This window comes from Burkholderia cepacia (assembly GCF_001039005.1).
Taxonomy (GTDB): Bacteria; Pseudomonadota; Gammaproteobacteria; order Burkholderiales; family Burkholderiaceae; genus Burkholderia; species Burkholderia theae.
Genome location: NZ_LDWR01000045.1, coordinates 92,094 through 114,778 on the forward strand (window position 1 = coordinate 92,094; position 22,685 = coordinate 114,778).

The 22,685-nt window shown below is 68.8% G+C and carries 15 protein-coding genes; 8 read left to right on the top strand and 7 right to left on the bottom strand.

The annotated features are described in order from the left end of the window. The first annotated feature begins 134 nt into the window (after positions 1–134). Complete coding sequence (locus VL15_RS25380; RefSeq protein ID WP_155420297.1) at positions 135–1,379, top strand: lactonase family protein; 1,245 nt, start codon at positions 135–137, stop codon at positions 1,377–1,379. Positions 1,380–1,461: 82 nt separating this feature from the next. Here the strand turns inward: VL15_RS25380 and VL15_RS43710 are convergent, their stop codons facing one another. Together VL15_RS43710 and VL15_RS25390 are read right to left on the bottom strand one after the other, a co-directional pair. Continuing rightward, positions 1,462–5,970, bottom strand: coding sequence for a DNA translocase FtsK (locus tag VL15_RS43710; protein WP_419188696.1), 4,509 nt, complete (start codon positions 5,968–5,970; stop codon positions 1,462–1,464). A 255-nt stretch (positions 5,971–6,225) separates the two neighbouring features. Next, entirely contained in the window at positions 6,226–6,771 is a 546-nt protein-coding gene (locus tag VL15_RS25390) for an META domain-containing protein (RefSeq protein ID WP_048249248.1), read from the bottom strand. A gap of 213 nt (positions 6,772–6,984) precedes the next feature. Here VL15_RS25390 and purT point away from each other — a divergent pair, with 213 nt between their 5' ends. The 4 genes from purT to VL15_RS25410 all read left to right on the top strand — a co-directional run bounded on the left by purT (position 6,985) and on the right by VL15_RS25410 (position 10,849). Beyond that, positions 6,985–8,199, top strand: coding sequence for a formate-dependent phosphoribosylglycinamide formyltransferase (gene purT / locus VL15_RS25395; protein WP_048249250.1), 1,215 nt, complete (start codon positions 6,985–6,987; stop codon positions 8,197–8,199). 18 nt (positions 8,200–8,217) lie between these two features. Beyond that, positions 8,218–8,403, top strand: coding sequence for a DUF6726 family protein (locus VL15_RS25400; protein WP_048249253.1), 186 nt, complete (start codon positions 8,218–8,220; stop codon positions 8,401–8,403). 79 nt (positions 8,404–8,482) lie between these two features. After that, the gene (locus VL15_RS25405) at positions 8,483–8,863 is read left to right on the top strand and encodes an MliC family protein (RefSeq protein ID WP_048249254.1); all 381 of its coding nucleotides are present in this window, start codon (positions 8,483–8,485) and stop codon (positions 8,861–8,863) included. A 399-nt stretch (positions 8,864–9,262) separates the two neighbouring features. Next, the gene (locus VL15_RS25410) at positions 9,263–10,849 is read left to right on the top strand and encodes a DEAD/DEAH box helicase (RefSeq protein ID WP_048249255.1); all 1,587 of its coding nucleotides are present in this window, start codon (positions 9,263–9,265) and stop codon (positions 10,847–10,849) included. 189 nt (positions 10,850–11,038) lie between these two features. Here the strand turns inward: VL15_RS25410 and gluQRS are convergent, their stop codons facing one another. Together gluQRS and VL15_RS25420 are read right to left on the bottom strand one after the other, a co-directional pair. After that, positions 11,039–11,932, bottom strand: a complete 894-nt coding sequence (gene gluQRS / locus VL15_RS25415) for a tRNA glutamyl-Q(34) synthetase GluQRS (RefSeq protein ID WP_048249256.1) — start codon at positions 11,930–11,932, stop codon at positions 11,039–11,041. Positions 11,933–11,954: 22 nt separating this feature from the next. Then, the gene (locus tag VL15_RS25420) at positions 11,955–12,809 is read right to left on the bottom strand and encodes a sulfurtransferase (RefSeq protein ID WP_048249257.1); all 855 of its coding nucleotides are present in this window, start codon (positions 12,807–12,809) and stop codon (positions 11,955–11,957) included. Positions 12,810–13,042: 233 nt separating this feature from the next. Here VL15_RS25420 and dnaE point away from each other — a divergent pair, with 233 nt between their 5' ends. The 3 genes from dnaE to VL15_RS25435 all read left to right on the top strand — a co-directional run bounded on the left by dnaE (position 13,043) and on the right by VL15_RS25435 (position 19,309). Next, on the top strand, positions 13,043–16,576 hold the full coding sequence (gene dnaE / locus VL15_RS25425) for a DNA polymerase III subunit alpha (RefSeq protein WP_048249259.1): 3,534 nt from the start codon (positions 13,043–13,045) through the stop codon (positions 16,574–16,576). 295 nt (positions 16,577–16,871) lie between these two features. After that, positions 16,872–17,960, top strand: a complete 1,089-nt coding sequence (locus tag VL15_RS25430; RefSeq protein ID WP_048249261.1) for a glycosyltransferase family 9 protein — start codon at positions 16,872–16,874, stop codon at positions 17,958–17,960. Positions 17,961–18,130: 170 nt separating this feature from the next. After that, positions 18,131–19,309 (top strand): glycosyltransferase family 9 protein, encoded by a 1,179-nt coding sequence (locus VL15_RS25435; protein WP_048249263.1) that lies wholly within the window; start codon positions 18,131–18,133, stop codon positions 19,307–19,309. Positions 19,310–19,477: 168 nt separating this feature from the next. Here the strand turns inward: VL15_RS25435 and VL15_RS25440 are convergent, their stop codons facing one another. The 3 genes from VL15_RS25440 to VL15_RS25450 all read right to left on the bottom strand — a co-directional run bounded on the left by VL15_RS25440 (position 19,478) and on the right by VL15_RS25450 (position 22,618). Next, the gene (locus tag VL15_RS25440) at positions 19,478–20,758 is read right to left on the bottom strand and encodes an O-antigen ligase family protein (protein WP_048249265.1); all 1,281 of its coding nucleotides are present in this window, start codon (positions 20,756–20,758) and stop codon (positions 19,478–19,480) included. Positions 20,759–20,891: 133 nt separating this feature from the next. Next, positions 20,892–21,734 carry a glycosyltransferase family 2 protein gene (locus VL15_RS25445; protein ID WP_048249266.1) on the bottom strand — a complete coding sequence of 281 codons (843 nt, stop codon included), beginning with the start codon at positions 21,732–21,734 and terminating at the stop codon, positions 20,892–20,894. 131 nt (positions 21,735–21,865) lie between these two features. Beyond that, positions 21,866–22,618, bottom strand: a complete 753-nt coding sequence (locus tag VL15_RS25450; RefSeq protein WP_048249267.1) for a glycosyltransferase family 2 protein — start codon at positions 22,616–22,618, stop codon at positions 21,866–21,868. Between the last annotated feature and the right edge of the window lie 67 nt (positions 22,619–22,685).

A 22,685-nucleotide genomic window follows, 5' to 3' on the forward strand; every position in this document is an offset into this window, starting at 1 on the left:
AATGCGGACGGCGGCGGCCGAGCTTCACGTGCCGGCACCCCGCCCCGTATACTCGGCCGGGCGGCGGAGCGCAGGTACGGCAGGCGTTTCGTCCTATCTCAACACTTGAAGCGACTCGATGCAAGGAGGATTCAATGCCCAACCGTTTACGCGAGCGTGACGCACGCGCTTCGACACGAGGGTTCCCGCTTAGGCTCGCTCACTGGATGAAAGGTTTCGCGATCGTGCTCTCCCTTTCCGCGACCCACGCATTTGCGCAGCAATCGCCCGCCGCGGCCGACGGCGTCTACAACCTGCTCGTCGGCACCTATACGGGCGGCGGCAGCGACGGGATCTATGTTTACCGCTTCGATACGAAAACCGGCAGCGTCGCGCCCGTGTCGTCGGCGAAGACCGTGAATCCGTCGTACCTGTTGCCGAGCCGCGACGGTCGTACCGTCTACGCGGTCAACGAGCTGCCCGGCGACGACGGGCCGGCGACGCAGCGCGGCGGCGTCAGCGCATTCCGCTTTGATGCGAAGACGGGCGCGCTGACCTTCATCGACCGCGTGTCGTCGGAAGGGAACGATCCTTGCTATCTCGCGCTGTCGCCGGACGGCAAATATCTCGTGACGGCCAATTACTCGGTCGCGGCGGATCCGGGCGGCAGCTTCGCGGTGTTTCCGCTGCGCGACGACGGCGCGGTCGGCCAGGCCGTGCTGACCGTGCACCATGAAGGCACGGGCCCCGTGAAGGGCCGCCAGGACGGCGCGCACGTGCACTCGACGGTGTTTTCGCCGGACGGCCGTTACCTGTTCGTGCAGGATCTCGGCGCGGACAAGATCTACGGCTACCGCTACACGGTGGACGGCAGCCGCGGCCTGATCGGCCCGACCGACACGCGCTACACGCAGGTGAAGGCCGGCTCGGGCCCGCGCCACATGGTGTTCGGCGCCGACGGCCGGTTCGCATACGTGACGAGCGAGCTCAACGCGTCGGTCGAGGTGTTCGGTTACCACGACGGCAAGCTGACGCCGGTCGAGACCGTGCCGATGACGGCGCCGGGCTTCAAGGGCAAGGTCGGCGGCGGCGCGATCCACCTGTCGCCGGACGGCCGCTTCCTGTACGTGAGCAACCGCGGCGACGCGAACGATCTCGTGATCTACGCGGTGAACAAATCCGATGGCCGGCTGAAGTACATCGGCCGCCAGTCGAGCCTCGGCAAGACGCCGCGCGAGTTCCTGATCGATCCGACCGGCAAGTGGCTGATCGTCGGCAATCAGGACAGCGACACGTTCTACGTGTTCAGCCGCGATGTCGAAACGGGGCAGCTCGGCGCGAATCCGCGGAAGGTCGCGGTCGGCAAGCCGGTCGATTTCAAGCTGGTGCCGGTGCAGTAAATGAAAAAGGGCGCTGCCGATGCAGCGCCCTTCGTGTTCCGGGGCAGCCGGTCGTGCGGGGTGTCCGCGCCGGCCGCCGTGCTCAGTCGGCCGCGGCCGGGACGAGCACCTCGCGGCTGCCGTTGATGCCCATCGCCGATACGAGCCCGGCCGCTTCCATTTGCTCGACGAGGCGCGCGGCACGGTTGTAGCCGATGCGCAACTGTCGCTGCACCGACGAAATCGACGCGCGCCGCGTGCGGACGACGAACGCGACGGCTTCGTCGTACAGCGGATCGGCTTCCGCGTCCGGCGCTTCTCCGAACAGGTCCTGCGTCGCGCCGTCGGCGGCCGGGCCCTCGAGGATCCCTTCCTCGTACTGCGGCTCGCCGAACTGCTTCAGGTACTCGACGATCCGGTGCACTTCCTCGTCGGCGACGAACGCGCCGTGCACGCGCTGCGGATAACCCGTGCCAGGCGGCAGGAACAGCATGTCGCCCATCCCGAGCAGCGATTCGGCACCCATCTGGTCGAGGATGGTGCGCGAGTCGATCTTCGACGACACCTGGAATGCGACCCGCGTCGGGATGTTCGCCTTGATGAGGCCGGTGATCACGTCGACGGACGGACGCTGCGTCGCGAGGATCAGGTGGATGCCGGCCGCGCGCGCCTTCTGCGCGAGGCGCGCGATCAGCTCCTCGATCTTCTTGCCGGCGACCATCATCAGGTCGGCCAGCTCGTCGATCACGACCACGATCAGTGGCAACGTCGACAGCGGTTCCGGATCCTCGGGTGTCAGCGAGAACGGGTTGCCGATCTTCTTTTCCTTCGCTTCCGCGTCGCGGATCTTCTGGTTGAAGCCCGCAAGGTTGCGCACGCCGACGGCCGACATCAGCCGGTAGCGCTTCTCCATTTCGCCGACGCACCAGTTCAGCGCGTTCGCCGCGAGCTTCATGTCGGTGACGACCGGCGCAAGCAGGTGCGGGATGCCTTCGTAGACCGACAGTTCCAGCATCTTCGGGTCGATCATGATGAGCCGCACGTCCTCGGGCGTCGCCTTGTACAGCAGCGACAGGATCATCGCGTTGATCGCGACCGACTTGCCCGAGCCCGTCGTGCCCGCGACGAGCATGTGCGGCGCTTTCGCGAGATCGGTGACGACCGGGCGGCCCGTGATGTCCTTGCCCATCGCGATCGTCAGTTGCGACGGCGAATGCTGATACTCGCGCGAGGCAAGAATTTCCGACAGGCGGATCATCTGGCGCTTCGCGTTGGGCAATTCGAGGCCCATGCAGGTCTTGCCGGGAATCGTCTCGACGACGCGGACCGACGTGAGGCCGAGGCCGCGCGACAGGTCCTTCATCAGGCCGACGATCTGGCTGCCGCGCACGCCGAGCGCGGGTTCGATCTCGAAGCGCGTGATCACGGGGCCGGCCGATGCGCCGACGACCGTCACCGGGACCTTGAATTCCTGCAGCCGCTGTTCGATCACCTGCGCCGTCTGGGCGAGGTGTTCCTCGGTGATCATTTCGACGTCGTCGGACGCGGGCTCGAGCAGGTCGAGCGTCGGCAGTTCGACGTTGAACGCCACCGGCGCGTGGAATTCGAACGCGTTCGGGCGTGGCTGGCGTACCGGGGTGTCGGGGGCGGCTGCGGCTGCGTCGGCTGCGGCCGGCTCGGCCGGCTCGGCCGGTTCGGTTGCGTCGGTGGCGGTTGCATAGGCTGGCGGGGCAACGGGAATCGCCGGCGTGGGCAGGCCCGCTCCGGGGATGGTTGCCGGCGGTTGCGAGCCTGTGGTCGGTGCGGCAGCCGGTGTTGCGGAGACATTCGACACGGACCAGCTCGCCGGCGATGCGGCGGGGGCGGGCGGCGTTGCGAACGTCGGGGTTGCGATTGCGGCGGGCGCGGAAGCGATCGACGGAGCCTGCGTCGCGGTTGTTGCGCCGATGGATGCCAGCGATCCGACTGCGGTGACAGGCGAGCGGGTGACCGGGGGAGCGGAAGTTGCCGAAGCCGTGCTCGTCGGGGCGACTGCGCCGGTGGGCGTTGCCGTCACGACCGAAGCGGCAGGCGGCACGGGCAGGCTGGCTGCCGGCTGCGGTGCGAATGCGCTGGATGTGCCGGATGCGTTGAATGCCGTGCCGGTCGACGAGGTTGCCGTGTTGGCTGAAACTGTCGACGCGAGCGTGGACGGCTGTGCCGCGATCGAGCCGGACGTGAAATTCACGGGCGTCGCGGTAGCGGTTGCGGGAGTTGCCGCCGGTGCGGGCTCGTTAGCGGTCGAACCGGCTGCCGAAGCCGAAGCGCCGGTCATCGACGGTGTGACTGCGGGCGCAACGGTTGAGGCGGGCGTCGACGCGCGAGCGAACGAACCGTAAGTCATTCCCGTGACGGCAGGTGCCACCGACGCGACGGATGCAACGGTCGATGCCGATGCGGCCGGCTGCGAAAGCGATGCGGATGCCGTGCCGGTTACGCCGACCGATGAACCCGCAGCGGTGACAGGCGCAATGCTCGATGCGGACGCGGGTGCCTGCGCAGTCGAACCATGGGCGGCGCCGACGAGCGGCGACGCAGCTGCGGCCGACGCCATCGGTGCTGCGGCAAACGGTTGAATTGCCGACGATTTCGGCAATGCCGCGGAGACGGCCGTATTGGTCGTCGCAGGTTGCACCGTCGGCGGAATCGACGGCGTCTGCGCCCAATCCGTCGCGGGCGTGGCGCCTGGTGCGATCGCCGATGGCGATGCCGCAGGTTCCGTCGCGACCGGTTTGGTTGCTTGCGCTGCGGTATTCGATGCAGCCAGTGCGGACACTGCCGCAAGCGGCATGGCCTCGGAAATTGCGTGCGCCGACGTTGCGGCGATCGACGAAGAGGGGAGGGCAGCGAACGGCGCCATGCCCCCGGCCGGTTTTACGTCGGTGTGCGCATCGGCGACGCCCTGTGGCACGCGAGCCGATGCGGGGCGATCGATGGCAGGAGCCGGTGGCGCGTCGTACTCGTCGCCGGAATCGACTGGCGCAGCCGGCCCGCTTGCGGCGATGCCGTGAACCGCTTCGCCGTCCGGTTGCGCGGAGGCGGCATGGGCAGGCTCGGATTCCGTCGCGTGCGTCGTCGACGCGGCGAGTTCGTTCCCGGTCGATACGTCGAATGCGGAAACCGGCGTGCTGTCGAGGTCTTCCCACGGAGCGAGGTCGACGGGCGCGTCCAGCGACGGCGCGGGCGTGATTCCGAACGCCGGCGCGGCGCGTGCCTCGTCGACGTGCGGGATCGGGAGGTCGGCGTGATGTGCTGACGCGGCATCGTCGATGCCGGGGTTCGACAGCATGCGTGGCGCGGCGGTGTCGAGCGCCGTGGCGCCCCAATCGGCAATCGACACGTGGATAGCGGGTTCTGCCGGCATGAACGCGTCCAGCACGATCGGCTCGCTGTCGTCGTACGCCGGTGCGGCATCGTGTTCGACCGGAGTCCCTGCGTCATGGGCTGCGATGTCGTGCGTTGCCGCGGCAAACCCATTCGGCACGGCTGCCGATGCCGGCGCGGAAATGCTGCCGGCAGCCGTCGCCACACCGGCCACGGCTGCGCCTGCGGCAGCCGCATCGGCCGCCTGCGCACCGCCCAGCGTGGCCCATTGCGCGGTGCTGGCCTCGATCGAACGCAACGTGTCGTGAACGCTCGGCGCCGGCGTGATCGGCGCCGCGGGTTTTTCCGTCCATGCATAGAGCGGCGCACGCGTCGGCGTTTGCGGCGACGGGCGGCGTCGCGCCGGGTCCGGCGGCAGGCCGGTCGCGGCCGTTCCTGCGACCGGGCGCACGGGCGGGCGGGGCGGCGGCGCGCTGGCCGGCCGCGGCGTGACCGTGGCGCGCGGCGCAGCCTGCTTCAATGCAGCGGTGGCCGGTCGCGCGGCAGTCGGCCGCGGCCGGACGGGTTCGAATCCGACCGGAAGCGGGGCCGGATCGGGGCGCGGCACGTGCGTGTTCGCCGCCGCGCGCGCGAGGCTGGCGGTACTGCCGGTCGTGGGGGGCGGCATCGCGCTGGCCGGGATCGGCGCGGGCGGTGCCGGCACGCGCTGGGTCGCGGTCGGCTTCAGCCAGCCCGACGGCGCGACGGGTTCCGCGAGCGGACGCGCGGGCGTCTTGCTGCGCGGCTTCGGCCGCGCCTGCGGGTCGGGTTTCCACAGTGTGGGGCGCGAATACCGGCCGTTCTGGCGCGGCGCCATCGAGTTGACGGTATGCGCGGTGGTCGGCTGCACGATGTCGTCGTCGCGATGCAGTGCGCTGCGCGGCAGGTCGGCGATGCCGCGCGCGTCGTCGTCGCCGCCGTCGCGCGACAGCTTGACGCCGAACGACGTGTCGACCCAGGCGGAGAACTGCCGCCAGCCGATGCCGGTCAGCCAGGGCAGCCCGGCCAGGAACAGCACGACCATCGAGACCGGCGTGCCGATCGGGCCGAGCACGTGTGCGAAGCCGGCCGAGAACGCATGGCCGAGCGCGTTCGTGTCGGGACCCGACAGCGGACTCGTCAGCGTGCAGCTCGCAACGAACACCGCCGCGAAGCCGATCCAAAGGCGGATCGAACCGCGGCCGGCGAGCCCGCCGCCGCCGGGCAGCATCGCCTGCACGAGACGCCAGAAGAGAAGGAGGAACCAGACGGCGGAGATGCCGAACCAGCCGAAGACAACCGTGTGCATGCTTTGAAACAGGAGTGGGGAGGGGCGCGCGAGGCGCGACCCGCCGAGTTTAACCGGCCGGCGAACAAGACTCTAACGCGGCATGAATTCGATTCACGCCGCGCGACGCGTGTGCGCGGCACACGCGCGTGGCGCGCAACGCGAAGGCGGTCGGTCGGCCTTCGCGCGCGCCGTGCATCAGGGGCTCCGGTGCGTGAAGGTCAGCGTGGCGCCGGCATCGGTCACGATCTGCAGCTGCTGCGGATCGCGCATCTGCACGCCGGTTTTTGCGACGTGGGCGAGCGCGTCGAGGTACGCGTGTTCGAGCTGGCCGCCGAGCGTATTCGGGCAGGCCATCCGCGTGCCGGCGAGCGGTCCGAAGCTCAGCAGGCCGTTCTTGATCGCGTAGGTGCCCATGTAGCGGTTGCAGCCCGAGAACCCGCTGGCGTTCCGGATGCCCGATTCGGTCGACAGCGCGAGCTTGATCGGTTCGCCGTTGTCGCCGTGCGGGATCGTGCGTTGCGTGCCGTCGGCGTTCACCCAGCTGGTGAGTTCCCAGTTCGTATCGTCAAGCAGCTGGACGGCGGCCGGGTTGTACGGGTCGGGCGCGGGGGCGGCGGAATCGGGATGGGTCGGCATCGCGCAGGCGGCGAGAAGCGTGGCAAGCGTCAACGCGCACAGCGGCGCGCGCAACGGGCGAAGCAGGCCGGTGCGTGCGCGTGCGGCTGCGGACAGGTGGGACATGAGCCTCGTTCCTCATCGGATTCTGATCAAGGCGTAAGAGTAACGCACCCGCGCCACGGCAGGCGAGCCGACACTTCACACGTGAAAACGTTCGCGGGCCGCCCGCGAGCCGTTCGAGGCCGGCCATCGGCGTGGCGAAACGCGCCAAACCGGCGCCGTGGCGCGTGTTAACATCGATGCCGTTTTCGTCCTCCACCAGAAGCGGGAAATCACATGCAGATCGGTCAGCGGCTCGGTACGCCGCTTTCACCCTCGGCCACGCGCGTCATGCTGCTCGGCGCCGGCGAACTCGGCAAGGAAGTCATCATCGCGTTGCAGCGGCTCGGCGTCGAAGTCGTTGCGGTCGACCGCTATCCGGACGCGCCGGGCCACCAGGTCGCGCATCGCGCGCACGTGATCGACATGACGGATGCCGCCGCGCTGCGGGCGATCGTCGAGACCGAGCGCCCGCACCTGATCGTGCCCGAGATCGAGGCGATCGCGACCGACGCGCTCGCGGCGATCGAGGCGGCCGGCCTCGCAGAAGTGATCCCGACCGCGCGCGCGACGCAGCTCACGATGAATCGCGAAGGGATCCGCCGGCTCGCGGCCGAGGAACTTGGCCTGCCGACGTCGCCGTATGCGTTCGCGGATTCGTTCGAAGCGTTCAGCGCGGCCGTCGCGAAGATCGGCATGCCGTGCGTCGTGAAGCCCGTGATGTCGTCGTCGGGCAAGGGGCAGTCGGTCGTGAAGACCGAAGCCGACGTGCAGTCCGCGTGGGACTACGCGATGGCGGGCGGGCGCGTGAACCACGGCCGCGTGATCGTCGAGGGCTTCATCGATTTCGAATACGAGATCACGCAGCTGACCGTGCGCGCGATCGACCCGGCGACGCTCGACACGCGCACCTACTTCTGCGAGCCGGTCGGCCACGTGCAGGTCGCGGGCGACTATGTCGAGTCGTGGCAGCCGCAGCCGATGAGCGCGGCGGCGCTCGAGAAGTCGCGCGAGATCGCGCACAAGGTCACCGAGGCGCTCGGCGGGCGCGGATTGTTCGGCGTCGAGCTGTTCGTGCGCGGCGACGACGTGTGGTTCTCCGAGGTGAGCCCGCGGCCGCACGATACGGGCCTCGTCACGCTCGCCTCGCAGCGCCAGTCGGAATTCGAGCTGCACGCGCGCGCGATTCTCGGGCTGCCGGTCGATCCGGCGCTCGGCACGCCGGCCGCGTCGGCCGTGATCTACGGCGGGCTCGACGAACGCGGGATCGCGTTCGAAGGCGTGCGTGACGCGCTCGCGGTGCCGGGCGCCGACCTGCGCCTGTTCGGCAAACCGGAAAGTTTTGCGAAGCGGCGCATGGGCGTCGCGCTGGCCACCGGCGCGACCGTCGACGAAGCCCGCGAACGCGCGAAGCGCGCCGCCGCGGCCGTCCGGCCCGTGTCGGCCCGCTGACGGAACAAGGAGAGGACGATGGCGCCGATGTGGCTGCGTATCGGAAAACTGGGTGTCGTGCTGGCGCTTGCCGCGAGTCTCGCGGGTTGCGGCGTCGCGGCCGCGCCGTGCCGGATCGCATCGGCCGGGCTCAAGATCGTGCCGCTCGTCGGCCATCTCGCGGCCGCGCCGACCGACGCGTGTGCTGACGTCATCGATCCCTGACAGCGCGACCCGACGCGAACCGACAATAACCGCGCGCCCCGCGAGGGCGCGTTTCCACCCGTCTCGTGAGAGGACCTGCATGATTCGTCAAACCCTCGCCGCGCTCGCGCTTGCCGGCACCGCCGTTTCCGTCGCGCATGCCGCGCAACTGACCGTCGAGGAAATCGACGCCGATTCGCGCCAGATGACCGTCTACCAGTGCGCGAACCAGAAGCAACCCGTGCGCGTGTCGTACTGGCTTGCAGGCAACGGCCAGAGCTTCGCGCTCGTGCCGGTCAACGGGCGGCAGATGCTGTTCGTCGATACCGTGTCGGCGTCGGGCGCGCGTTACCAGGCCGGCCGTTATACGTGGTGGACGAAGGGCAAGGAAGCGACGCTGCGCGACGAGATCGCCGACCAGAGCTCGCCGCCGCTGCTCGGCGACTGCGTACAGGTCGAGAAGAAAAAGAAGAAGGGCTGAACGCCGGGTACGATCGCGGATCTTGCCCGAAGGTGCTTGCTTGCTGGCGGCCGGCTGCAAGATCTGAACGCCCGACATGCGGGCCGGCAGCGGGCGTCCGGGCAAGATAAATTGGCGATCGGACCCCTGATATCGCTGGCTGGCCGAGCGGGATAGCCTGACCGGGCCGCCCGTCGACCGCGCGGGGCCTTGCCGGCCGCTGCGCGAACTGTCGTTGCGGCCGTTCGTGGCGTTGTCACGGACAGATGGCCGCGCAGTGCTACAATACGCCCCTTTCCGCCGGCATTCGCGCCGAACGGAGTCCGCACGGCCTGATGCCCGGTGTTCGAATTGAACCGGTCCCAAGCGCCAGAGCGGCGCCGCGCGGCGCGCCGCGGCTCCGTCTACTTCCGAATTGTGATGAGCGCAGGCCCGGCTGGCCTGACGCACGATGTCCCCGCCGCGCCTTTTGAGCGAAACGCCACCATGTCCGATTCTGTCGCCAAGCCCGTCGACGCAAACTTCGATCAATTCGGCCTTGCCGCCGATATCCTGAAAGCCATTGCGGAGCAGGGTTATACGACGCCGACGCCGATTCAGGCGCAGGCCATTCCGGTCGTGCTCGCCGGCCGCGACGTCATGGGCGCCGCGCAAACGGGTACCGGCAAGACCGCGAGCTTCTCGCTGCCGATCATTCAGCGCCTGCTGCCGCAGGCCAGCACGAGCGCGTCACCTGCGCGCCACCCGGTGCGCGCGCTGATCCTCACACCGACCCGCGAGCTCGCCGACCAGGTCGCCGCGAACGTCCATGCGTATGCGAAGCACACGCCGCTGCGCAGCGCGGTCGTGTTCGGCGGCGTCGACATGAACCCGCAGATGGCCGAACTGCGCCGCGGCGTCGAGGTCCTGATCGCGACGCCGGGCCGCCTGCTCGACCACGTCCAGCAGAAGACGGCGAATCTCGGCCAAGTGCAGATCCTCGTGCTCGACGAAGCCGATCGGATGCTCGACATGGGCTTCCTGCCCGATCTGCAGCGCATCCTGAACCTGCTGCCGAAGGAGCGCCAGACGCTGCTGTTCTCGGCCACCTTCTCGCCGGAAATCAAGAAGCTCGCGTCGACCTACCTGCGCAACCCGCAGACGATCGAGGTCGCGCGCAGCAACTCGACGAACGCGAACGTCACGCAGATCGTCTACGACGTCGCCGAAGGCGACAAGCAGGCGGCCGTCGTGCAGTTGCTGCGCGATCGCGGGCTCAAGCAGGTGATCGTGTTCTGCAACAGCAAGATCGGCGCGAGCCGGCTCGCACGCAATCTGGAACGCGACGGCGTGGTCGCGTCGGCGATCCACGGCGACAAGACGCAGATCGAACGGATGCAGGCGCTCGACGCGTTCAAGCGCGGCGAAATCGAGGCGCTCGTCGCGACCGACGTGGCCGCGCGCGGCCTCGACATCGTCGAACTGCCGGCCGTGATCAACTTCGACCTGCCGTTCAGCGCCGAAGACTACGTGCACCGGATCGGCCGTACGGGCCGCGCGGGTGCGACCGGCGACGCGCTGTCGCTGTGCAGCCCGAACGAGCGCAAGCAGCTCGCTGATATCGAGAAGCTGATCAAGCGTCCGCTCGAAGTGCAGACGCTCGCGCTCGACAAGCCGGCGCGCCAGCGTCACGACGACCGTGGCAGCGAGCGTGGTGGTGAGCGCGGCGGCGACCGTAGCGGCGATCGCAACAGCGAGCGCGGTGGCGAACGCGGTGGCCGGCGTGAGCGCGACGAGCATCGCGGTGCGTCGGGGCACCGGTCGGCCGGTTCTTCCGAGCGTGGCAGCCGTCCCCGTCGTCATGAAGCGCCGGTCGACGATTTCTTCCTGAAGCCGTACGAGCCGTCGGCGCAGGCGAAGCAGGCGGACGACGTGCAGCACGCGCACCAGCCCGAGAAGAAGGGGCCGAAGCGTCAGGTTGCCGCGCTGCTCGGCGGGTTCGGGATGCCGCGCAAGCCGTCGGCGTAAGTTCGGCGAGCCTGGCGAGGCAGCCCGTGAGCGCTGCCGGAGAAGCGGGTGCATGCGATGAGCATGCGCCCGTTTTTCATTGGGGCCGTGGTTTCGTGGGGGATCGGGAAAGGGCGCGGGGTGCCGGCGGGCGATGCAACCGATACTCGAGCGGTAATCGATCGCCGCGAAATCGGCTCGGAGTGAGCGTTAGCCGGCCAGCGGCCCGAAGCGGCGCGCCCACGCAGCCGTCGCGGTCGCGTAGAACGCATCCAGCGTCATGCCCGCCAGCGCGCCATCGGGCGCGAGGCCCAGATGCGCGGCCGCGGCCTGCAGCGCCGGTAGCGGATCGTCGCGTTCGAGCGCGGTGGCGCCCGTCTGCTTGCTGAGCTTCTCGCCGCTTGCATCGACGACGACAGGCACGTGCAGATAGCGTGGCGTCGGCACGCCGAGGCAGTGCTGCAGATGGATCTGGCGTGCGGTCGAATCGAGCAGGTCGGCGCCGCGCACGACGTGCGTGATGCGCGCATCGGCATCGTCGACGACGACCGCGAGCTGATAGGCCCATTGCCCGTCCGCGCGCTTCAGCACGAAATCGCCGACGTCGGTCGCGAGGTTCTGCGATTGCGTGTGCTGCCAGCGGTCGTCGAACGTGACGATTGCATCGTCGCCGTCCGGCACGCGCAGCCGCCACGCGCGCGCGGGTTTGCCGTGCAGGCCGGTGCGGCAGGTGCCCGGATACGCGAGTGTCGTGTGGCGCTCGTGCGCGGCGCGCAGTGAATCGGCGATTTCCTTGCGCGTGCAGCCGCACGGATAGACGAACCCCGCCGCGACCAGCCGCTCGAGCGCGACCGTGTACGCGGCATCGCGCGTGTTTTGCCAGACGGGCGGTTCGTCGGGCGTCATGCCGAAATGCGCGAGCGTCGCGAGGATAGCGTCGGCCGCGCCGGGCACCGTGCGCGGGCCGTCGAGGTCCTCGACGCGCACGAGCCATGCGCCGCCGTGCGCGCGTGCATCGAGCCAGCTCGCGAGCGCGCCGACCAGCGAGCCGAAGTGCAGCGGACCGGTGGGCGACGGCGCGAAGCGGCCGCGATAGCCGTTCATCGGAGCGCGGAGCGACGCGTGGTTACGCGGCGCTGGCTGCCTGCGCGCAGGCCGGGCACGACGTGCCGGGCACGTAGCTCGGCGATTGTTGCGCGTCCGGCGTGACGACCGCGCGGCACGCGTAGCACGTGACGTTCTCGGTGGGCTGGAGTTGCGGGTTCAGCGCGGTGCGGTAGTCGAACACGAAGCAGTCGCCGTGATAGTGCGCGCCGCCGACTTCCTCGAAGTACTTCAGGATCCCGCCTTCGAGCTGATACACGTTGTCGATGCCGATTTCCTTCATGTGGATCGCGGCCTTCTCGCAGCGGATGCCGCCGGTGCAGAACGAGACGACCGTCTTGCCTTCGAGATCGGCGCGGTTCGCGTCGATCACTTCCGGGAATTCGCTGAACTTGTCGATCCGGTAGTCGAGCGCGTTGTCGAACGTGCCGACGTCGATCTCGAACGCGTTGCGCGTGTCGAGCATCACGACCGGGCGGCCCGCGTCGTCGTGCCCGCGGTCGAGCCATGCCTTCAGCGTGCGCGCGTCGACGAACGGCGCGCGGCCGAGTTCCGGCTTGATCGCCGGCTTCTTCATCGTGATGATTTCGCGCTTCAGGCGCACGAGCATGCGGCGGAACGGCTGCGAGTCGGACAGGCTTTCCTTGAACTGCAGCGTCGCGAACTTGCCTTCGAACAGCGGATCGTGGCGGATGTACGCGATGAACGCGTCGGCTGCTTCGCGCGTGCCGGCGATGAACAGGTTGATGCCTTCCGGCGCGAGCAGGATCGTGCCGCGCAGGCCGAGTTCGTTGCAGCGGGCGGTGACGAGCGGGCGCCATTGTTCGTTCGCGTCGAGCGACACGAAGTGGTAGGCGGCGAGGTTGACGATGGTCATGATGGTCCGACGGGAAAACGGCCGCGGCCGTGCGGCGGGCGCACGGCGGCCCGCAAAAAAGGGTGCGAAGCCGGGGCGGAGATTCGAAAAACCGTATTATCCCGCAAACCGCGCGCGCGTCGGCATCCAGCCGTTTGGCGGGTGACGCGACGCGTCGTCGCGCGCATCGGCCGAACGGCCGGCACGGGGATTTTTTGGGCAGCCTGTGCGGCGGGGCGGCTACAATAACGCCCATGTCAGATCCTCGCTTCGTCCATCTCCGCGTTCACTCCGAATTCTCGATTGCCGACGGCATCGTGCGTCTCGACGACATCGTCAAGGCGGCGGCCGCCGACGGCCAGGGCGCGCTCGCGCTCACCGATCTCGGCAACGCATTCGGTCTCGTCCGTTTCTACCAGGAAGCCCGCGGCAAGGGCATCAAGCCGATCGCCGGCTGCGACGTCTGGATCGCCAATCCGGACGATCGCGACAAGCCGTCGCGGCTGCTGCTGCTCGTGAAGGACAAGGTCGGCTACCTGAATCTCTGCGAGCTGCTGTCGAAGGCATGGCTCACGAACCAGTATCGCGGCCGCGCGGAACTCGACGCGAGCTGGCTCGACGGCGAGCTCGCGCAGGGGCTGCTCGCGCTGTCGGGCGCGCAGCAGGGCGATATCGGGCTCGCGCTCGCGGCAGGCAACGACGAAGCCGCGCGCCGTCACGCCGAGCGCTGGGCGAAGGTATTTCCGGGCGGCTTCTACATCGAGCTGCAGCGTTACGGCCAGCCGGGCGCCGAGGCGTATATCCAGCAGGTCGCGACGCTCGCCGCGTCGCTGCGGCTGCCGGTCGTCGCGACGCACCCGACGCAGTTCATGACCGACGACGATTTCACCGCGCACGAGGCGCGCGTGTGCATCTCGGAAGGCGACATGCTCGCGAACCCGCGTCGCCAGAAGCGCTTCACGACCGACCAGTATTTCCGCACGCAGGACGACATGGCCGCGCTGTTCGCCGACCTGCCGTCCGCGGTCGCGAACACGGTCGAGATCGCGAAGCGCTGCAACCTGAAACTCGAGCTCGGCAAGCCGAAACTGCCGCTGTTCCCGACGCCGGACGGCATGTCGCTCGACGACTACCTGGTCCAGCTGTCGAAGGAAGGGCTCGAGACGCGGCTCGCGCAGTTGTATCCGGCCGAAGCCGAACGCGACGCGCAGCGCGAGACGTACTACAAGCGCCTCGAATTCGAGTGCGGGACCATCACGAAGATGGGCTTTCCCGGCTACTTCCTGATCGTTGCGGACTTCATCAACTGGGCAAAGAACAACGGCGTGCCGGTCGGCCCGGGCCGCGGCTCGGGTGCCGGTTCGCTGGTCGCGTACGCACTCGGCATTACCGACCTCGACCCGCTGCGCTACAACCTGCTGTTCGAGCGCTTCCTGAACCCGGAACGCGTGTCGATGCCCGACTTCGACATCGACTTCTGCCAGCACGGCCGCGATCGCGTGATCCAGTACGTGAAGGAGAAATACGGCGCGGACGCGGTGTCGCAGATCGCCACCTTCGGCACGATGGCCGCGAAGGCGGCCGTGCGCGACATCGGCCGCGTGCTCGACCTCGGCTACATGTTCACCGATGGCATCGCGAAGCTGATCCCGTTCAAGCCGGGCAAGCACGTGACGATCGCCGACGCGATGAAGGAAGAGCCGCAGCTGCAGGAGCGCTACGACCACGAGGACGAAGTCCACCAGCTGCTCGATCTCGCGCAGCGCGTCGAAGGGCTCACGCGTAACGTCGGGATGCACGCGGGCGGCGTGCTGATCGCGCCCGGCAAGCTGACCGATTTCTGTCCGCTGTACACGCAGGGCGACGACGGCGGTGTCGTCAGCCAGTACGACAAGGACGACGTCGAAGCCGTCGGCCTCGTGAAGTTCGACTTTCTGGGCCTCACGACGCTGACGATCCTCGACTGGGCCGAGCGCTACATTCGCCGCCTCGATCCGTCGAAGGCCGACTGGTCGCTCGCGCAGGTGCCGCTCGACGACGCCGCATCGTTCCAGATCCTGAAGAAGGCCAACACGGTCGCGGTGTTCCAGCTGGAAAGCCGCGGGATGCAGGGCATGCTGAAGGACGCGCAGCCCGACCGCTTCGAGGACATCATCGCGCTCGTGTCGTTGTACCGTCCGGGCCCGATGGACCTGATCCCGAGCTTCTGCGCACGGAAGCACGGCCGCGAGAAGGTCGACTATCCGGATCCGCGCGTCGAACCCGTCCTGAAAGAGACCTACGGCATCATGGTCTATCAGGAGCAGGTGATGCAGATGGCGCAGATCATCGGCGGCTACTCGCTCGGCGGCGCGGACTTGCTGCGTCGCGCGATGGGCAAGAAGAAGCCCGAGGAGATGGCCCAGCACCGCGAGATCTTCGCCGAGGGCGCGGCGACGAACGGCCTCACGCGCGAGAAGTCCGACGAGATCTTCGACTTGATGGAGAAGTTCGCGGGCTACGGCTTCAACAAGTCGCACGCGGCCGCGTACGCACTGCTCGCGTATCACACCGCGTGGCTGAAGGCGCACCATCCGGCCGAATTCATGGCGGCCAACATGACGCTCGCGATGGACGACACCGACAAGGTGAAGATCCTGTTCGACGACTGCGCCGTGAACAACCTCGCCGTGCTGCCGCCGGACATCAACCAGTCGCATTACCGGTTCGAGCCCGTCGCCGAAGCCGACGGCAAGCGCTCGCGCACGATCCGCTACGGCCTCGGCGCCGTGAAGGGCAGTGGCCAGAACGCGATCGAGGAAATCCTGCGCGCCCGCGAGGAAAAGGCGTTCACCGACCTGTTCGACTTCTGCGAGCGGATCGACCGGCGCGTCGTCAACCGCCGTACGGTCGAGGCACTGATCCGCGCCGGCGCGTTCGATTCGCTGAACGCGAACCGCGCGCAGTTGCTCGCGTCGGTGCCGCTCGCGATGGAAGCGGCCGACCAGGCCGAGGCGAACGCGATGCAGGCCGGCCTGTTCGACATGGGCGCCGAATCGCCGCACGCGCATGCGCTCGTCGACGAGCCCGCGTGGGACGACAAGCGCCGCCTGCAGGAAGAAAAGGGCGCGCTCGGCTTCTACCTGTCCGGCCACCTGTTCGACGCGTATCGCGACGAAGTGCGTCGCTTCGTGCGACAAAAGGTCGGCGACCTGAAGGAAGGGCGCGACAAGCTGGTCGCGGGCATCATCGCGTCGCTGCGCACGCAGATGACCCAGCGCGGCAAGATGCTGATCGCGCTGCTCGACGACGGCTCGGGCCAGTGCGAGATCACGATCTTCAACGAGCAGTTCGAGGCGAACAAGGCGCTGTTCAAGGAAGACGAACTGCTGATCGTGCAGGGGCAGGCGCGCAACGACGCATTCACGGGCGGCATCCGTTTCACGACCGACACGGTGATGGATCTCGAACGCGCGCGCAGCCGTTATGCGCAGGCCGTGCGGCTGACGATGAACGGCAACGCCGACGCGGCCGAGCTGCGCCGCGTGCTCGAGCCGCACGTGTCGAAGGACGATCCGGCGGCCGCGACCGCGGTCGAAGCACCCGCGCCGCGCGGCGGCGGGCGCGATGGCGGCCGGCGCCCGCAGGCGCCGCTGCCGAACGGGCTCGCGGTCCAGATCCACTACAGCAATGCGCGGGCACAGGGCGAAATGCGTCTCGGCGACGCGTGGCGCGTGAAGCCGAGCGACATGCTGCTCGCGGAACTGCGCGCGGCGTTCGACGGCAGCATCGTCGAAATCACGTACTGATCGCGTCCTCACCGAGCGGCTGTCGCGATACGCGGCCCGTCGCATCGCCATCGTGCGGTGCGGCGGGCCGTTTTCACGTCTGCGGGTAATCGGGTCTTGGGGCTGCCGTCCGGACGCTATACAATCCGGCGCTAGCCGCACGGACGCGGTTCATCCGGCGGGCCGCGCCGATATTGCGCGCATAAACGGGGGCGGATCTGTGCGGTGCGCGGCAACGTGCACCAGGCCGTCCCGGAACAGGACGCCGTGGAACGGCCCGTCGCGACGATAAAAGACTGACAGTCACCACATGACCATGGCCAATGGGAACCCGACGCAGCGGATCCTCGTGATCCGGATTGATTTTCTGGGCGACATGCTGTGCACGACGGCGTTCCTCGGTGCGCTGAAGGAGCGTTGGCCCGGCGCGGAGCTGCATGTGGTCGCGAACCGCTACAACGCGGCCGCGCTGGCCGGAAACCCGGACGTGCACAAGATCCACACCTACGTGTACAGCCGCCAGTGCGAACGCAACGACCGTCCCGGGCGGATGCGCGCGCTCGTCGACCGGCTGCGGCTCGTCCGTCGCCTGCGTCGCCTGCGGTTCGACCTCGTGGTCGTGCCGAACGGCGGCATGCATCGCAGCAGCATGCAGTTCGCGCGCCAGCTCGGCGCGAAGGATTGCCGCTGGCACGATGCCGACACCGAATTCGACGATCGCAAGCCCGAGCACGTCGCGCAGCGGCCGATGTGCCATGAGGCGCTGTCGGGTTTCCGGCTCGTGCCCGAACTCGGCCGCGCCGATCTCGACCGCCTCGAACTGTCAGTTCATCCCGATCGCACGCTGCAGGATGCGTGGTATCGCCTGCTCGGCGAGCGTACGAAGCCGCGCGTCGGGCTGTTCGTGTCGAACAAGGCGGTCGAGCGCCGCTGGCCTGCGGACCGCTGGCGCGACCTGGGCGAGCGGCTTGCGCCGTTCGCCGACGTGATCGTGTTCCGCGACCCGGCCGTTCGCGATGCCGCCGAGGACGATGCGTGGCGCGATGTGAGCGCGCGGCATGTCGCGCCGTCGTCGGTCGCCGAACTGGTGGCCGCCGCAAGCTTGCTCGACACGATCGTGTCGGCCGACAGCGCACCCGTGCATCTCGCGTCGGCACTCGGCGTACCCGTCGCCGCATTGTTCGAGGACCGTCCCGAGAAATACCTGCGCTGGCATCCGCTTGGCGTGCCGCACGTGATCCTGCGAGCCGGCACGACCGTCGACGCGATCGATGTCGACGCGGTCGAGCGCGCGGTGCGTCATCTGCTGACGCAGGCCGGCCATCGCGACGAGCCGGTGGCCGACGCGGGTTGCCCGCGTTCCGTTGCTGCTGCGGTGCCCGCGATCATGACGATCGCTTCGTAGCGCCGGAAGCCCCGCGCACGGCCACAGCGCCGGCGCGCGGGCACTTGCCGCACGGCGTCCCACTACCGGGGCCTCATCGGGGCAACTGCACGGCCGGTTCGCCATGCCGCGCCGGCTGCGGCAAAATCCTGTACATTGCCAGCCTTGTTCAGCCAGCCAGACCGATCGCCGTGGCCCTGTTTTCCTCTGCCCGCCCGCCCAGAACCATCCTCGTTGCCGCGCCGCGCCGTATCGGCGACGTGCTGCTGACGACGCCGCTCGTGCGCTCGCTGAAGGCCCGCTGGCCGGACGCGCAGATCGACATGCTGGTGTTTCGCGGCACCGAGGGCGTGCTCGAGCACAATCCGGACGTTCGGCGTGTGATCGTCGTCGCGCAGCGCGCGGGAATCCGCGAGCGGCTGCGCGACGCGCTGTCGATGTGGCGTCGTTACGATCTCGCGTGCGCGGCGCTGAGCTCCGACCGGCCGCGTTTCTATAGCTGGTTCGCGGGCCGCAAGCGGGTCGGCCTCGTCGACCCCGACCGCGTCACGTGGCTGACGCGGATGATGCTGAACGGGATCGCGATCAATCACCATGAATCCGCGCATACGGTCGTCAGTACGCTCGCACTCGCGCCCGTGATCGGCATCGAACCGGTGTCCGAGGTCGTCGCGCCCGGCATCGGCGACGATCCCGCGCGGCGCGCCCGCTTCGACGCGTGGCTCGCGGAGTCGCCGGCGATCCGCGACGGCAAGCCGCTGGTCGTCCTGCATCCGTATCCGATGTTCCGTTACAAGCAATGGCGGCTCGACGGCTGGGTCGAGATGATCGGCTGGCTGCGCGAGCACGGCTTCGCGGTCGCGCTGTCGGGCGGCCCGGCCGACGGCGAGCGCGCGTATGCGGAGCAGGTCGCGGCCGAAGCGGGCGGCGACGTGCTGAACCTGGTCGGCCGCCTCACGTTCGGCGAAAGCGCGGAGCTCGTGCGGCGCGCGCGGCTCTTCATCGGGCCCGACACCGGCGCGACGCACGTCGCGGCCGCGACCGGCACCGACACGATCGCGCTGTTCGGTCCGTCCGACCCCGTGCGCTGGGGGCCGTGGCCGCAGCACTGGCCTGCGACCGAGAATCCGTGGCCGCTACGCGGCTCGGGGCGGCACGGGAACGTGTGGCTGCTGCAGGGGGAGGGCGATTGCGTGCCGTGCCGGCACGAGGGCTGCGAGCGCAAGGTCGACAGCCACAGCGATTGCCTCGACCATCTCGGCGCGCAGCGCGTGAAAGCCGCGGCGGCCGAGATGCTCGGGCTGACTCCGCCGGGCCCGGCCGAAACCTTCGTCGACACGTCGCGACTGCATCGCGCCGGATCCGACTGACGGCCGACACCACTGACCACGGACGCGCGGGAGACGCGCGTTTTTTCTTCGTTCGTAAGAGGCTGGTTCAGCGACGAGCCGTGCGGCTCGCTCGCTTTGACGGCGGCGAAGGCGGAGGCGCTCCACTGCCACCGAAGCCGGCGGCAGCAGAGCGTGTGCCGTTGCGCGTTACGCGCTGCGCCGGATCGCCGACGTCTCGCGCGGCAATGCCTCGCTGCGTGCGCCGCAACCGAGCAGGATGCCGGCCAGCAGCACGATCAGGTGGCCTTCGGCGAAATCGAGCAGCAGCGAATTCGCGAGACTGCCGATCGTGAAGATCGCGAGCCAGGCGAGCAGCAAATGCTGCGAGCGCGGATCGAGCGTGCGGCTGCCGCGCGCGATCTGCACGATCAGGTTGATGAACAGCAGCACGCCGAGCGAGCCGAGCTGCACGGCCATCAGCAGGTATTCGTTGTGCGGGTTCGACGTGAGCTGGCCTTCGGCCGCCGTCTTGCCGGCCGTGAGCTTCTCGAATTCGGATTCGAGGCCGCCCGCGCCGTAGCCGATCACGGGGCGCTGGCGATACAGCTCGAGCCCCTTCTTGTACCACTCGAGGCGCAGCCCGGTCGACGTGGCCGCATCGCTCTGCCGGTATTGCTGCACTTCCGTCACGACCTTCGTGAGGCGGCCGTTGTGAATCGTGCACGCGGCGACCACGAGCGCGACACCGCACAGAACGAGCACACCGGCGGCGAGCCCCGCGCGCAGCGCCGATTGCCGGCGCAGCAGCAACACGAAACGCACGGCGACGACGAGGATCAGCAGCAGCGCGATGACTTGGCCCGTGCGCCCCTGCAGCATCACGAACACGTTGACGAGCGACCACGCGGCGACGCCCGCATACGCGACGCGGGATAGCGTCGTGCGGGCCGCCAGCGCGAGATCGGCCGCCTGGTAGAACAGCAGCGCGCCGAACATGCCGGCGGCGATGTGGTTCTTGAATACCCAGGCGCGCGACAGCGGCAGTTCGGTCGCGTGCGCGGGCCCGATCGAAGTCAGCCCGAGATAGTTGGTCGTCGACAACAGCAGGATCACGCACAGCGTGCCGAACCAGCAGCGCCGCACGATCGGCGCCCAGTTCGAATGACGGAACGCGAGCACGGCGAATGGCAGCAGCAGCAGCTTGTCGTACTTGGCGACCCAGTTCCACGCCTTGTGGTGCGGCGCGACCGTGTACGTGACGCTGGCGGCCAGCGCGGCAAGGATCAGCAGCGCCGCGAGCGAAGCCGGGTCGGTGACGAACGAGCGCAGGTCGCGCCAGAATTCGGGGGAGATCACGAGCGCGGCGGCGAACAGCCCGCAGAAGACGTTGGTCAGCGCGGTCGAGACGGGCACCATGCAGAGCGCGGCGACGGCGAATGCGCGGGCGGCCGTCAGGCGCCGCGAGGCGGGAGCGGAAAACGAAAGCATCGGAACCTGTCGAATGGACGAATGCGGCTTGCGGGCATCGTGCTGCGCGCCGCGCGTCCCGGTGGGAGACCCGGGGCGAACGGCGCAGTATACGCGAAGCAGGGGGTGTTACCGTGCAGTTTTCGGGGCTCGATCAGCTGAACGCGCGCTTGATCCGCGAGCGCAGCAGCGCGCGTTTCAGGCGCCCTTCGACAGCCGGCGTATCGAGCGCGACGCGCGTGCCGGCCGGCTCGCCGCGATGCAGGTAGTAGCGGTCGAACGTCGCCTGGGTCATACCCCATTTGTTGAGAAACTGGCGGCGGCCGTCGTTCTTGACGATCTTGCCCGTGCTCTTCTGCTGGAAGTGGTACACGAGGCTGTCGCCGACGCCGATGAAGATCCGGCAGCCGGCGTCCCAGAATTTCATCGAGAAGTCGTTGTCGCTGCTCATGCCGGGCGACAGCTCGCTGCTGTAGCCGCCGATGCGGTTCCACCAGTCGCGGTGCACGAGCGTCGGCGGCCAGGTCGAGCCGAGCCAGTCGGCGCGCGCGAGCCGCGGGGTGGCGTCGACGAGGCCTGCCGCGTCGAATTGCTCGGCGTCGCGGCCGAAATTGCTGACGACGACGCATGGGTTGCGCGTGTCGACCGGCTCGACCATCGTGCCCGACAGCATGAAGAGGTCGGTCGGCATCTGTTCGATGCGGCGTACGAGCGCCGCGTCCCAGCCGGGGCAGCAGAACATGTCGTCGTTCATGTAGACGACGTAGTCGCGCGTCGCGCGCGCGGCGGCCAGGTTCACCGCATGGCAGATGCCGATGTTGGTCGGCGACGCGGTGTGCTCGATGCCTTCGCTGCGCACCCAGTCGAGCGTGCCGTCCGAGCCGTCGTTCACGTGTACGATGATCTGGTGGTCGTACGCGGAGTGGCGGCGCAGGCTGTCGACGACGAGCTTGAGGTACGGCAGGTTGTTCCAGGTCGGAATGATGATGGAGAACATGGCGGTCGGATTCGGTGGTCGTCGTGGCGGGCAGTGCGTGGCGCAGCCCCTCGGGCGGGCACGCGCGGCGCGGACAGCCCGGCATTGTAACGCCGGGCCGGCCGCGTGCCGGCGGCGCGCGGGGCGGGCTTTCAGCGCGCCGGTTCGTGGCCGAGCTTCAGGAAGCGGTAATACACGGTTTCCGCGTTGAACACGGCGATCATGAAGCCCGCGCGGCCGTCGAGGAACCCGCGCCGCAGCACGTAGGTGCGCACGAACGCCCAGGCGCCGCGCGCGAGCGCCTTGCCGAAGCCGCCGCGCTGGCCGGCCGCGCGGCGCTGGCGCGCGCCGGCCGTCGAATACGCGTCGAGCTTGCGCACGACGGTTTCGAAGTCCTCGTACGAGTAGTGCATCAGCTTGCCGGGCAGGCGCTGCGCGGCGGTATCGAACACGAGGCGCTCGTGCACGAGATCGTCCGAGAAACGGGCGGCGCCGCGCCGGAACAGGCGCGGCACCCAGTCCGGATACCAGCCGCTGTGATGGATCCACTGGCCGCAGAAGCTCGACAGCCGGTCGAGTGCATAGACCTGCGCGGCCGGTGCGCGGATCGCATCGCGGATCGACTGCGCGAGCGCGGGGCTGACGACCTCGTCGGTATCGATCGACAGGATCCAGTCGGTGCCGAGCGCGTCGAGCGCGCGGTTCTTCTGCGGGCCGAAGCCCGGCCAGTCCCGCTCGACGATCACGCGCGCGCCGTGCGCCTGCGCGATCGCGACGGTATCGTCGGTGCTGCCGCCGTCGATGACGACGACATCGTCGGCGAACGACAGCGCATCGAGGCACTGCGCGAGCCGCGCGGACGCGTTGAGGGCGATGAGGGCGACGCCGAGGGAGGGTTCAGCCATGAAATCGTCGGAAAGGCGGAGAAATCGGTGAGCGGCAGTATACCCGCGGCCCGGCCGTGGGCCGCAT